Origin of the sequence: Paenarthrobacter sp. CM16, assembly GCF_013179505.1 — a bacterium.
GTDB lineage: Bacteria > Actinomycetota > Actinomycetes > Actinomycetales > Micrococcaceae > Arthrobacter.
This window is the reverse complement of sequence record NZ_JABMCX010000148.1, coordinates 1-11,900: the sequence shown is the minus strand read 5'-3', so window position 1 is coordinate 11,900 and position 11,900 is coordinate 1. Positions and strand designations below refer to the sequence as shown.

Here is an 11,900-nt window from a genome sequence, read left to right as displayed (position 1 = left end):
ATGTTCGAGCGGAGCATGGGTGTTAACTGCCGTCTCGGTGTCAGTTAAAGGGCGGGAACCAGCACGCTCGGAGAACCTGTCTCCACACGGCTCACCGGGCCGTCCGGCAGGCCGGTCCCGGGATCGAGTTTGAAGCTCACGACGTCGTCCGAGCCTTCGTTGGCGACGTACAGCCAGCCTTCGCGGACCAGGTGATGGCGTGGCCACTCGCCGCCGCACGGAACCTCCGCAAGCGGCTCCAGTCCAGCCCCGCCGTGGGAAACCTTCAACACACAGATGCGGTTGGATCCCCGCACGCCGACATAGGCGAAGCGGCCGTCCGGGGACAACGCAATCTCCGCGCCGGCGTCGCCGTCTTTGGCCCCTGAGGCACTCGCTGGAACCATGGTTGCCAGCTCGTACGTGCCATCCGGTTCCATCCGGACCGCTGCGACCTCCACAGAGTACTCGGTGTCCACAAAGACAGTTCCGCTGTGATGCAGGGCCATGTGCCGGGGGCCCGAACCCTTTGGCAAAACCACCTGATGGTCCAGTTGCAGGCCTTCGCCAGGCGAGTACTGCCATACCCTGACCAAATCATGCCCCAGGTCCGTGGTCATGACGCGGCCGTCCGGGAGCATGAGGCTGGAGTGACCCCGGCTGGGCCGCTGCTCGTCGGGAGAGGTCGCGGTGTGGGGATCGACGGCGGCTGCCGCGCTGGTGCGCGAGGTGATGGCGCCGTCGTCGTCCAATTCATAAAGGATGACCTGGCCGTCGCCCCAACAGGTGGCCACAATGAACCGCCCTTGTGGATCGGCTGCTACGTGGCAGGTAGCTTCACCGGCCGGCCACGGCTCGCCGAACTCCTCCAGCCCGGAGTCGCCTGTCCGGCGATACGCGCGAACGGTCTTTGCTTCTTCGGCCACCGCGTACAGCACCGGAAGCGTTGGATGCACTGCCAGGAACGACGGTGAATCGGCGGCAACGGCCAAACCGAGGGACGTCAGCCGGCCGTCGTCCTCAGCCAAAAGCGCAGCGATGCCCTCGCCCTTGGCATTCCTGTCGGCAGTGTAGGAACCAACCCAGATCAGTGTCTTTTCGTTAGCCATGGTCAGTGCCCCTGTACGTCCGAGTCCACACCGGCGTCCGGACCGGCGTCGAGGGTTTGCAGTCGAGTGAGGTCGTCGTGGTCCAGTTCGAAGTCAAAAATGTCCAGGTTCTCCTTCATTCGTTGCGGATTCGAGGTTTTGGGGATGGCAACCAGGCCCTGCTGGACATGCCAGCGCAGCACTACCTGGCCCGGCGTCTTCCCGTACTTCCCGCCAATGCCGACCAGTACCGGTGCGTTGAGCAGATCGCTGCTGGCACCCAACGGGCTATAGGACTCCGTGACGATGCCGTGCCGCTCGTTGTAGGCCCGGGCTGCCGGACGGGGGATGGAGGGACTCACCTGGATCTGGTTCACCGCCGGTACCACGTCCGTTTCGCGGAACAATTGGTCCAGGTGGGCAGGCTTGAAGTTTGAAACGCCAATGGACCGTGCCTTGCCGGAGGCCCGGAGTTCCTCGAAAGTCTTCCACGTGGAGACGAAATCGCCGCGTCGGGGGAGCGGCCAGTGGATCAAGAGGAGGTCAACGTACTCCAATCCCAAACGTTCCAAACACCCCTCCAGCCCAGCCGCAGCCTTCCCGGAACCTTGGAACTCCCCGTCAAGTTTTGTGGTGATGAAGAGTTCTTCGCGGCTCACTCCGCAAGCACGGATGCCGTCGCCCACGCCCTTCTCATTGCCGTACTTCTTTGCTGTGTCCACGTGCCGGTATCCGTGCGACACCGCCTCCACCACGGCGTCAGCTACCTCGGCATCATTCAACGGCCAGGTCCCCAATCCCAGTTGAGGAATTCTGTAGCCGTCGTTGAGTTCAATGAGTGGGGCAAGTGTCATGGGCTTGGTCTCCTCCGGGTTTCTCTGTTTCTACGCTGGACGGTTGCTGCTTGGCAACAGCTAGCGCCGCGACCAGTCATAAAGCCGGTCGCTGAGCTCCATGAAATCCTCCTTCACCACCTGTTGTTCAGGATGGGTGTCATACCAGTCCACGATCTCCCGGGCACCGTCCGCGAAGGGGATCGTGGCCGTGTAATCGGGAACCAGTGCCTTGATCTTGGAGTTGTCGAACACCACGGAGTGGGAGCGGTCGCCCAGCAGGTTGGGACCAAGCTCCGGGCTGTGGGCTGCGATGGTTTCCGACGAAACATGGAACAGTTCCGGTTCTACCACCCCGGCCGCGCGCGCAAACAAGCGGTAGACCTGGTTCCAGGGCAGGAACTCATCAGAGGTAATCGTGTAGCTCTCACCGATGGCCTGGGGCCTGCCCAGCAGTCCGACGAAGGCCTTGGCAAAATCCCTGCTGTGGGTCAGCGTCCAGAGGGACGTCCCATCGCCGTGCACCAGGATGGGCATCCCGGCACGCATCCGGTGAATGTCAGTCCACCCGCCCACCATCGCGATCTTGGTCCGATCATAAGTATGGGAAGGCCGCACCACGGTCAGCGGAAAGTCCTGCTCACGGTATGCCTCGAACAGCAACTCCTCGCAGGCGATCTTGTCCCGCGAATACTGCCAGAACGGGTTCTTCAGCGGCGTCGATTCCCGGATGGGCAGCGTGGTGGGCGGCTTCTGGTATGCCGAAGCGGAACTGATGAAGACGTACTGTCCGGTCCGCCCACGGAACAATTCCAAGCCGGCCCGCGCTTGATCCGGGGTGAAGGAGATGAAGTCCGCAACGGCGTCGAACTCCCTTCCTTGCAGTACCTCGCGCACGGCGGCTGCATCCCGGACGTCCGCGTGGAGGACTTCCGCGCCCTCCGGAACCGGCCTGCCGGCTGACCTTCCCCTGTTGAGGATGGTCAGCCGGTGGCCCAGTGCGACGGCGCGTTCAGCCGCCGCCGCACTGATGACCCCGGTCCCGCCGATGAACAGGATGTTCCGCGGCGAGACGGTGTCCGCTTGAGGTAAGAGGCTGCTCACCAGGCGTAGTCCTCAGGGGCAGTCCGGTGACCCGGGAAGATGTCATCGAGGCGCTTGAGCTCATCCTCGTTCAAGGTGACGTCCAGGGCGCGGATGGCCGCGTCGAGCTGTTCCTGGGTTCGAGGCCCAACAATCGGCGCCGTCACCGCAGGCTGGTGAAGCAACCAAGCCAGCGCTACATCTCCCGGTGCGTGGCCCAATTCATCCGCGAAATCCTCGTACTGGCGGATCTGCTCCTCATGCTTCTTGAGGGTCTCCAGTGCGCGGCCTTCAGTGCGGCGAACACCCTGCTCTTCCTTCTTCAGCACGCCACCCAACAACCCGCCCTGCAGCGGCGACCACGGGATCAAGCCCAAGCCGTACTGCTGCGCCGCCGGAATGACTTCAAGTTCAAGTTCACGGCGGAACAGATTGTAGATGGACTGCTCGCTCACCAGGCCGGTGTAGTTCCTCCGCCGGGCAGCTTCCTGCGCCTGCGCGATGTGCCAACCGGCAAAGTTGCTGCTGCCCGAGTACAGGATCTTTCCCTGCTGGACGGCCACTTCGATGGCCTGCCAGATCTCGTCCCACGGCGTCTCGCGGTCGATGTGGTGGAACTGGTAAATATCGATGTAGTCCGTCTGCAACCGCTTCAGGCTCGCATCGAGTGCGCGGCGGATATTCAGTGCCGACAACTTGGACTCATTGGGGCGGTCCGTCATGGTGCCGTACAACTTGGTGGCAAGGACGGTGCGCTCACGGCGCTCGCCGCCCTTCGCGAACCAGCGGCCGATGATCTCCTCGGTCCAGCCGCGGTGCCCGGCCCCGCCGTACACGTTGGCGGTGTCAAAGAAGTTGATGCCGGAATCCAGCGCGGAATCCATGATCGAGTGGGCTGTTGCTTCGTCCGTCTGCGGGCCGAAATTCATGGTGCCCAGGCAAAGACGTGAAACTTTCAGGCCGGAACGGCCAAGGTGGGTGTACTGCATTTTCATCCTTAGTTTTAGAGCTGCGTGAAAGCTGCGACGGCGGGATCGGAACCAATGCGGGCGCCGGCCTCGAGCGCCGTGATGGCGGCCAGTTCGGATTCGGTGAGGGTCAGATCGGCTGCTCCGAAGTTCTCGCGCATCCTCTTGGAGTCCGCGGACTTGGGGATCACGATGGTGCCTTGGGCCAGGTGCCACGCCAGGATTACCTGTGCAGGAGTAGTGCCGTGCGCGGCAGCTACCAAGGCCACTTGCTCGGCATTCAGGTCTTTGCCTTGGCCCAGCGGGCTGTACGCCTCCACGGCGATGCTCAGGTCGCGGCACTTGTTGGCCAGCTCGCCCTGCTGGTAGGTGGGGTGGACTTCGATCTGGTTCACTGCGGGCACAACGTCTGCCTCACGGAGAAGCGTGTCCAGATGGTCGGACAGGAAGTTGGAGACGCCGATCGACCGGATCTGCTTGTCCTGGTAGAGCTTCTCCATCTCCTTCCACGCCTGTGTGTAAAGACCCTGCGACGGAACCGGCCAATGGATCAGGTACAGGTCAATGACTTCCAGGCCCAAGGCATCGCGACTGCGCTGGAAGGCGTCGTAGGCCTCGCCCTGCTCGCCATTGCGAAGCTTGGTGGTGATGAAGAGGTCCTCGCGGGGAATGCCCGAGGCTGCGATGGCAGCGCCGACCCCTGCCTCATTGCGGTAAGCGGCAGCGGTGTCGATGTGGCGGTAGCCGGCTTCAAAAGCGTCTTCCACTACCTTCTGCGTTTCCTCAGCAGGTACCTGGAAGACACCGAATCCGAGCTGGGGGATGGTGACGCCGTTGTTCAATGTCAGCTCTGGCATGACGGTCTCCTTCGACGGGATGATGATGGGTGACACTCCAGAAAGCGTTTTCGGAGGCTCTGTACCGAGCCTATTCACTTTTGCCTGCAGAGTCAGCAACACAGCCTGATCCTGTTTTTCCTAGGTCTGATAGTCCTACCCACAATGGTGGTCTTTCACACGCTCCGAACGGCAGAATGGACGGATGGGTCAAAGCGCCGAGTTCGGTAAATTCCTCAAAGTCATGCGTGCCCGCCTCTCACCCGAGGACGCAGGAGCGCAGGAGTCCAGCGGTGCCCGCAGGGTACCCGGGCTTCGCCGCGAAGAAGTTGCCCGGCTCTCCGGCGTGAGCACCGACTACTACACCCGCCTGGAGCAGGGCCGCAACATCCACCCCTCCAAAGCGGTCCTCGAGTCCGTGGCCCGGGCGCTTCGCCTCGATGCAGGGGAACAGGCGCACATGATGGACCTGCTGGAGCACTGCGCGGGTTCGGCAGGCAATCCGGGGCCGGTCCAGAAAGTCCGGCCCGCCCTACGGCAGTTGCTGGACGCCGTCGGGGATGTTCCGGCAATGGTGCTGGGCAGGCGGGCGGACGTCCTGGCCGGAAACCGGATGGCCCACCTGCTCTTCACCGACTTCACGTCCCTGCCTGCTGCGGAGCGGAACCTGACCCGCTGGATCATCCTGGATCCCATGGCAGGGCAGCTGTTCAGGGATTGGAAGACCGTGGCCGCGGAGGCTGTCGGGGCACTGCGCATGGACGTGGGCCGGCACCCCAATGATCCGCAAACCAATCAACTGGTGGGCGAACTCGCCGTGCACAGCGAGCATTTCCGGCAATGGTGGGCCGGGCACCGGGTAACGTCCAGGTCCGCAGGAACCGTTCGCCTGCACCACCCCGTGGTGGGAGACCTGGAACTGAACTTTGAAACGCTCAGTCTCCCGGACGACCCCGACCAGATGCTGAGGATCTATTCCGCCAAGGCCGGCTCGCCGTCGTCGGACGCTTTGACGTTGTTGAACTTTGGCGAGGCGGCCGCCGCAGCTGTTCCCGAAGCAGAACCCCAACCCGCCCGCCCAGACGGCAATTGACGCCCATGTTTGTGGAAAACATGGGCGTCAACTGCCAACTCGCGGGAGGGTGATCAGCGCTTGAGGTGATCAGCGCTCCAGGCGGAAACCGAGCTTGATGGTGACCTGCCAGTCGGCCACTGCGCCGTCCTCGAGGTGGCCTCGGATCTCCTTGACCTCGAACCAATCCAGGTTCCGCAGGGTCTCGGATGCTGTGGCAATCCCGTTCTTAATGGCGTCGTCAACGCCTTCGGTGGATGTTCCTACAATTTCGGAAACGCTATATGTGTGGCCAGCCATGGTGCTCCTCATCAACGTCTTACGAATCTCTGGAAAATCAGGCCCGCCTGGGCAGGCCGTCCATGCAGACTAGCCCACGGATCACCGCGCGGCCAGAGCCCGCAGTGGCTTAGCTTTCGCGCCAATCATTGCTGGTGATGTGCGAACCTGCCTGCGGTCCCATCTGCAACATTCCGCCGTCCACCGGCCATGAGGCGCCATTGACATAGCTCGAATCCGGTGACGCCAGGAAAGCGATCACAGCGGCGATTTCCCGGGCATCACCGGGCCGGCCCACAGGCACGCCGGGCCGTTCCTTGCCCTTGGGGTCCTCGTCTTCCTGGCCGGTCATGGGAGTGGCGATCTCGCCCGGCGCCACATTGTTGGCAGTGATGCCGTGCTCAGCCAGTTCCAGGGCCATGGTCTTGATCAGGCCGCCCAAACCGTGCTTGGAAGCGTCATAGGCGGAGGCTCCAACCCTTGGCTGGAACTCATGGACGCTGGTCACGGCGATGATGCGGCCGCCACGGCCGGCTTTCACCATGCGCTTGGCCGCCGTCTGCATGGCGACGAAAGCCCCGTTGAGGTTGGTGTCCAAGGTGGACATCCAGGTGTCGTAGTCCAGCTCAAGGAATTTGGTGCCATCGCCGGTGCCGGAATTGTTGACGAAGACGTCCACCCCGCCAAGTTCTTCAGCCAGCTTGTCGATGGCCGCGGCCGTTCCCTGGACATCAGTGGTGTCCAGTTGGTGGACAACGGCTTTCCGGCCCAGGCCGCGGACCTCCTCCGCGGTTTCCTCTGCGCCCTGCTGGTCCGAGTGCCAGGTGATGCCGACGTCCATGCCGGCCCTGGCCAACGCCACCGCCGTGGCCTTTCCGATGCCTGAATCCGATCCCGTGACGATGGCGGTCTGCGGGGAAAAAGGTGCGTCGCTCATTGTCGTGCCTTTCGGTCGTGTGATCGTTCCGATAGTTGTATCCCTACCCAGTGACACCGGCCGTAAACACTCCCGGCGCAAAAGGGTCATCCCGGCGGAAGGTGATCGAGTGTAGATTTCTTTGCAGCAGCACCCAGTGAATCCCCACAACCAGGAGTACTCATGTCAGAAGTTATTGTGGTCGGCGTTGACAGCAGCGAGACCGCCAAGCGCGCAGCAGTGGCAGCAGCGAAGCTTGCCACCGCACTCGGCGCCGAACTGCACGTGATCAGCGGCTTCTCCGATGACCGGATCGAAGAATTCGGCAGCGGCAGCGATCGCATCACCGTATCCTCGGCAGACTCCGCCGAGTACGTGGCCCGCAAGGTCTCCGAAGAGCTGGACGTTCCCGCCGGCAACATCAAGTACTTCGCGGCCCGCGGTACACCGGCCAACGCCCTCATCAACTACGCCGAGACCAACAACGCGTCGCTGATCGTGGTGGGCAACAAGCGCATGAAGGGCTTGGGCCGCGTCCTGGGCAGCATCGCCAACAGCGTGGCCCACGGTGCTCCGTGCGACGTCTACATCGTGAACACCGACGTCGACGCATAGCCAACCCATGTAGGTAGCAGCAGGTGCCGTTTTGAGCGCTCAGAACGGCATCTGCTGTTACTCAGTTGGGTTCCGGGCGGCGTAGCTGGGCTTAGCGGCGGGTCTTACGGGTGGCCTTCGTGATGCCCTTGAGGGCCAGGACCACACCGGTGCCCACCAGCAGCCACGGTCCGGCAACGATGATCGGGTCCATCCACTGGTGCTTGGTGTCCGCCCGCTTCCTGCCCCACCGTGAAGCCATGCCCCGGTTCTTGAACTCGCTCAGCACGCCGGTTTCGGTGATCGGGTTGTCCGGGTGCAGCGTGCCGAAGGACCGCAGGTGGCTTTCCCAGGCATCAACCCGGTCACCCGCGATCAGGAGCAGCCAGTGCGCGGCCCGCCCCTCGCTGTACTTATAGGCGTATTTCCGGATGGCACCTGAAACGCCCTTTGGCGGCGTGGATGTTCCAAAAACAGGCGTCAGGAATTTGTGCTCAACAGAGCGTTCCCGGGGCCACTTTTCTTCTTGGCGCTCCGGGAAGTCCCAGTGCGCACCGGTGGGAATCCCGCGCTGCTCGCGTGGGAAAGACGGCCGGTCCTTGGGGTCCAGATCGACGCCCCACCCCGGGATTTTGGCCCGCAGTTCTTCAGGCGTCGGCCGCGGGATCGGCCTTTCTGCTGTGTACGGCATGATGTTCCTCCTTGCTATGCCTGATCCGAACGCCTAGACGGTAGTCACGATCAGCTTGATGCAGTCATCCAGCTTGGCCGAGAAGATGTGGTATCCCTCGGCGATGTGTTCCAGCGGAATGCGATGCGTAATGATGTCGCTGGGCTTGAGGTAGCCATTCTGAATGTGCTCGAACAGCCGTGGCCACTGCCTTTTCACGGGACATTGGTTCATCCGCAGCGTCAGCCCCTTGTTCATGGCATCACCGAACTTCACGGCACTGAACATCGGCCCGTAAGCACCCACCACCGACACCGTTCCACCTTTGCGGACCGAATCGATGGCCCAGTTCAAGGCAACGGGCGAACCGCCTTGCAGCTTGAATTTGGAGGACGTGATGTGTTGGGTGAGGTTGCCGTCCGCTTCAGCTCCGACGGCGTCAATCACCACGTCTGCGCCGAGGTGGTCCGTGGCCTTCTTCATCTCCACCACGATGTCGTCGTATTCGTTGAAGTTGTACGTTTCCGCATGGGCGAACGTCCGGGCCTTCTCCAAGCGATACTCCAGGTGGTCGATCACTATCACCCGTCCCGCACCCATCAGCCACGAGGACTTCGCGGCATAGAGCCCCACGGGCCCTGCTCCAAAAACCACCACAGTGTCGCCTTGTTCGATGTTGCCCAACTGGGCCCCGAAGTAGCCGGTGGGGAGGGCGTCGGTGAGCATCACCGCGTCTTCCTGATCCATCCACTCGGGTATTTTGGTGGGCCCGACGTCGGCGAACGGCACTCGCACGAACTCCGCCTGGCCGCCGTCGTAACCGCCGGTGGTGTGGGAGTACCCGTAAATGCCGCCCACCGCCGTCGCGTTCGGGTTGACGTTGTGGCAGTTGGAATAGAGTCCGCGGGCGCAGAAGTAGCAGGACCCGCAGTAGATATTGAAGGGCACCATCACACGGTCCCCGACGCTCAGGTTTTCAACCGATGAGCCGACCTCGTGGACCTCTCCCACGAATTCATGCCCGAAGGTCATTCCCACCCGGGTATCGGGCATCATGCCGTGATACAGGTGCAGGTCCGAGCCGCAGATCGCGGCTCCCGTCACCCGGACTATGGCGTCATTTGGATGCTCAATCCGGGGGATATCTTTCTCTTCGACCCGAACTTTATAAGGGCCGCGGTACACCATTGCTCGCATTTTTGCCGCCTCCAACAGCTGCCTGTCGATATACGGTAAAAACACTAAGGGTACTTATTAACGAAGTCCACCCTTGACATTTACCCTGCCGTACCGTTCAGCACCGTTACGTTGGAGCGCGTCACGTCCCTTCCGGTGGACAGCAGCACAGGGCCGGACTGCGGAGTATCGGAAGTGACGGTGAGGTCCCTCAGCATCGAACCGTCCGCCGCCACCAAGAGGGTGACACCTTCGCTGTTGGTCAGGATCACGTCCGAGGCATTCCCTGTTGCTCCGGCCAGGGTGACGTTCCGCCGATCGCCCCAGATGACCGACGGCTCGTGATAGATGCCGGGCTGCAGGAGCACAGTGACAGGGCCGGAGTTGTTCGCAGGAATGGCACCGATCGCCGCGCGGATGCTGGCAAAATCGCCGGTGCCGTCCAGCGCCACGGTCAACACTTCCCGGAGCGCAGGCGTGGTCCCGCCCAAGGGCCCGCCGAAAGCACGCACCAGCGCGGGGAGAGCCTTCGGAGGCGTCAGGTCGTAGGGATAAGGGGGCTTGAAGGCCTCGCCCCGTTCCTCTCCCGTGTTCCCCGTGCACTCCTCAAAGACGTTGTTGCGTGCCACCAGTTCGCCGCCGGGTCCCTGGTGGTGCAGGGGATTCCGGACGTCCCGGAAGTAATTTCCCTCCACCACCAGCAGGGCTGCGTTCCGCCCCAACATCCCATAGCTGGAGATGTTCTCCAGGTAATTGTTGAAGACGTGGGATGCCGCAGTGTTGTCCAGGCTGGCATTGCGCTGGTGGGTGTTCCGGATCCAGTTGTGATGCAGCGTCAGTCGGGTGACCACGTTCTGGGTCCAGCCCTCGCCAAGGGCCTTGTTGTGGTCCGAGAACACGTTCCAGGACAGCGTGACGTTATCGCAGTCCTTGCGGATATCCACCAGGCCGTCGCCCAATCGGGTGAAGTGCATATGGTCCACCCAAACGTGGGTGCTGGTGTCCATCTGGATCCCGTCCCTGTCATTGTCAGGGCGCTTCCCCACAAAATCGCCGGGAATGTAGGAATCCCGGACAGTGAAGTTGCGGAACACGACGTTGGCGACGTTTACCAGCTTGAACCCGGCATTGACCACCGCAGCTCCTTCGCCTGCGCCGAAGAAGGATTTGTTGGACGTCACCGCTAGTTTTTCGTACTGCGGGAAGAGAAGCTCTCCGTGCAGGATCACCACCAACGCTTCGGTGCTCTTGGCGAAGGCGCGGAGCTGCTCAGGCGTGTGGGCGTGGACCAACCTGCCGCCCGCCCCGCCCGTGGTGCCGGCACGGCCGTGGGATGCGACGCCGGCGAACCCGGTGGGCGTCACGGTCCACGCGCCGCCTTGCCCGCCGTTGATGGGCCCGCCGTTGATGGGCCCGCGGTCGATGGGAAGTCCGGCTTCCCTGAACCCGTTGGAGCCCGAGCCCGGCTGAACATCTTCAGCCGCGGCAGCCCGCGTAGCCGCTCCTAGCAGGCCTGTGGAGGCCAAGGTGCCGGCGGCGAGTCCGGCGGAAAGAAGGGTCCGACGCCGGATGGCCGGGTTGTGTGGGTACGCCATCTCAAGCACCTGCCGCCGGAGTCCAGCCACCGAGGAAGGTCTCCTTGGTGAATTTCAGTGCTTCCTGGGAGGTGAGCTGGGGGTGGAACTCGTTGATGTACGCCCCGGGACCTGTGTTGTTGTACTCGGCGAAGCGACCTTCAGTCCAAGCATGGCCGCTCATGTCCGACCAACCCTGCACCGCGATGTGGCTGCCCAGTTGTGAGTTGCGGATGACGGCCATGGGGTGCGCGTTGGGATCGCTGCTGGCAAACCAGGGCCTGCCCAGGCTGACGGTCCCCGGGGCGGCATCGGAGGTGAGGGTGCTGTTGACGATCAGGAAGCCGTACGGGTTGGAGTTCTTGGTGCTAGGGGCCACGATGTAGCCGTTGTTGGTGTCGCTGCCACGGTCCAGGGAATGGATGGTGCAACCGTCAAAGACCGCGGTGCCGCGGCCGTAGAGGAAGTCCACGTCGCCTTCGATGTAGCAGTTTTTCAGATACGTCCGGGCGGTGGCGTCACGGCCGGTGGTGTCGGCGAGGTAGGTGTCCTGGTTTCCGAGGAACCTGGTGTTGTCGAAAACCACGCGGTCGGCCACGGTCCTGACGGCGAGGGCCTGGCTGCCGCCGTTGACGGCTTCGTCATAGGCGTTCTCCACAGTGAGGTTGCGAACGGTGGTGCCTTCCGCCAGGACGTTGAGCGTGGCACTTCCCGCCGCGCCCCACGTGCCGCCGAAGAACTTGGCGCCGTTGGCCGGGGTGTCGTAGGAAATCACGACGTCGGACGGGTTGCCGGTTGCTCCCTGGAGGGTCACGTTGGGCCGGTCAGCCCA

Annotated in this window: 13 protein-coding genes; 2 read left to right on the top strand and 11 right to left on the bottom strand. The window is 62.7% G+C overall.

The window, feature by feature from the left end; all coding sequences use genetic code 11:
• Positions 1–44: 44 nt before the first annotated feature.
• The 5 genes from HP499_RS13940 to HP499_RS13920 are packed head-to-tail and all read right to left on the bottom strand — an operon-like array spanning position 45 to position 4,808.
• Positions 45–1,088, bottom strand: a complete 1,044-nt coding sequence (locus HP499_RS13940) for a beta-propeller fold lactonase family protein (protein ID WP_172324628.1) — start codon at positions 1,086–1,088, stop codon at positions 45–47.
• A gap of 2 nt (positions 1,089–1,090) precedes the next feature.
• Positions 1,091–1,921 (bottom strand): aldo/keto reductase, encoded by an 831-nt coding sequence (locus tag HP499_RS13935; protein WP_172324627.1) that lies wholly within the window; start codon positions 1,919–1,921, stop codon positions 1,091–1,093.
• Between the two features lie 60 nt (positions 1,922–1,981).
• The gene (locus tag HP499_RS13930; protein WP_172324626.1) at positions 1,982–3,004 is read right to left on the bottom strand and encodes an NAD-dependent epimerase/dehydratase family protein; all 1,023 of its coding nucleotides are present in this window, start codon (positions 3,002–3,004) and stop codon (positions 1,982–1,984) included.
• The gene (locus tag HP499_RS13925) at positions 3,001–3,972 is read right to left on the bottom strand and encodes an aldo/keto reductase (protein ID WP_172324625.1); all 972 of its coding nucleotides are present in this window, start codon (positions 3,970–3,972) and stop codon (positions 3,001–3,003) included. Before HP499_RS13925 ends, HP499_RS13930 begins: the two co-directional genes overlap by 4 nt.
• A gap of 14 nt (positions 3,973–3,986) precedes the next feature.
• Complete coding sequence (locus tag HP499_RS13920; RefSeq protein ID WP_172324624.1) at positions 3,987–4,808, bottom strand: aldo/keto reductase; 822 nt, start codon at positions 4,806–4,808, stop codon at positions 3,987–3,989.
• Positions 4,809–4,992: 184 nt separating this feature from the next.
• Between HP499_RS13920 and HP499_RS13915 the strand changes: the two genes are divergently transcribed.
• Positions 4,993–5,880 carry a helix-turn-helix transcriptional regulator gene (locus HP499_RS13915; protein WP_172324623.1) on the top strand — a complete coding sequence of 296 codons (888 nt, stop codon included), beginning with the start codon at positions 4,993–4,995 and terminating at the stop codon, positions 5,878–5,880.
• Positions 5,881–5,949: 69 nt separating this feature from the next.
• On the opposite strand, the gene HP499_RS13910 is transcribed toward HP499_RS13915, so the two are convergent.
• Both HP499_RS13910 and HP499_RS13905 read right to left on the bottom strand, forming a co-directional pair.
• Complete coding sequence (locus HP499_RS13910) at positions 5,950–6,159, bottom strand: dodecin (RefSeq protein ID WP_026541717.1); 210 nt, start codon at positions 6,157–6,159, stop codon at positions 5,950–5,952.
• A gap of 109 nt (positions 6,160–6,268) precedes the next feature.
• Complete coding sequence (locus HP499_RS13905) at positions 6,269–7,075, bottom strand: SDR family oxidoreductase (protein ID WP_172324622.1); 807 nt, start codon at positions 7,073–7,075, stop codon at positions 6,269–6,271.
• Positions 7,076–7,237: 162 nt separating this feature from the next.
• Here HP499_RS13905 and HP499_RS13900 point away from each other — a divergent pair, with 162 nt between their 5' ends.
• A complete protein-coding gene (locus tag HP499_RS13900) occupies positions 7,238–7,669 on the top strand; it encodes a universal stress protein (protein ID WP_054808808.1) in 432 nt (143 codons plus the stop codon).
• A 91-nt stretch (positions 7,670–7,760) separates the two neighbouring features.
• On the opposite strand, the gene HP499_RS13895 is transcribed toward HP499_RS13900, so the two are convergent.
• The 4 genes from HP499_RS13895 to HP499_RS13880 form a co-directional block, all read right to left on the bottom strand.
• A complete protein-coding gene (locus tag HP499_RS13895) occupies positions 7,761–8,339 on the bottom strand; it encodes a hypothetical protein (RefSeq protein WP_172324621.1) in 579 nt (192 codons plus the stop codon).
• Between the two features lie 33 nt (positions 8,340–8,372).
• A complete protein-coding gene (locus tag HP499_RS13890; RefSeq protein ID WP_172324620.1) occupies positions 8,373–9,515 on the bottom strand; it encodes a zinc-dependent alcohol dehydrogenase in 1,143 nt (380 codons plus the stop codon).
• 80 nt (positions 9,516–9,595) lie between these two features.
• On the bottom strand, positions 9,596–11,089 hold the full coding sequence (locus tag HP499_RS13885; RefSeq protein WP_172324619.1) for a right-handed parallel beta-helix repeat-containing protein: 1,494 nt from the start codon (positions 11,087–11,089) through the stop codon (positions 9,596–9,598).
• A gap of 1 nt (position 11,090) precedes the next feature.
• Positions 11,091–11,900, bottom strand: an 810-nt coding sequence (locus HP499_RS13880; RefSeq protein ID WP_253951583.1) for a pectinesterase family protein, incomplete at its 5' end; no start/stop codon positions are given.

What these genes read in the sequence shown, in the direction of transcription:
- HP499_RS13940 (WP_172324628.1), bottom strand. Translation starts at nt 1,088, where the DNA reads ATGGCTAACGAAAAGACACTGATCTGGGTTGGTTCCTACACTGCCGAC.
- HP499_RS13935 (WP_172324627.1), bottom strand. Translation starts at nt 1,921, where the DNA reads ATGACACTTGCCCCACTCATTGAACTCAACGACGGCTACAGAATTCCT.
- HP499_RS13925 (WP_172324625.1), bottom strand. Translation starts at nt 3,972, where the DNA reads ATGCAGTACACCCACCTTGGCCGTTCCGGCCTGAAAGTTTCACGTCTT.
- HP499_RS13920 (WP_172324624.1), bottom strand. Translation starts at nt 4,808, where the DNA reads ATGCCAGAGCTGACATTGAACAACGGCGTCACCATCCCCCAGCTCGGA.
- HP499_RS13915 (WP_172324623.1), top strand. Translation starts at nt 4,993, where the DNA reads ATGGGTCAAAGCGCCGAGTTCGGTAAATTCCTCAAAGTCATGCGTGCC.
- HP499_RS13910 (WP_026541717.1), bottom strand. Translation starts at nt 6,159, where the DNA reads ATGGCTGGCCACACATATAGCGTTTCCGAAATTGTAGGAACATCCACC.
- HP499_RS13905 (WP_172324622.1), bottom strand. Translation starts at nt 7,075, where the DNA reads ATGAGCGACGCACCTTTTTCCCCGCAGACCGCCATCGTCACGGGATCG.
- HP499_RS13900 (WP_054808808.1), top strand. Translation starts at nt 7,238, where the DNA reads ATGTCAGAAGTTATTGTGGTCGGCGTTGACAGCAGCGAGACCGCCAAG.
- HP499_RS13895 (WP_172324621.1), bottom strand. Translation starts at nt 8,339, where the DNA reads ATGCCGTACACAGCAGAAAGGCCGATCCCGCGGCCGACGCCTGAAGAA.
- HP499_RS13890 (WP_172324620.1), bottom strand. Translation starts at nt 9,515, where the DNA reads ATGCGAGCAATGGTGTACCGCGGCCCTTATAAAGTTCGGGTCGAAGAG.
- HP499_RS13885 (WP_172324619.1), bottom strand. Translation starts at nt 11,089, where the DNA reads ATGGCGTACCCACACAACCCGGCCATCCGGCGTCGGACCCTTCTTTCC.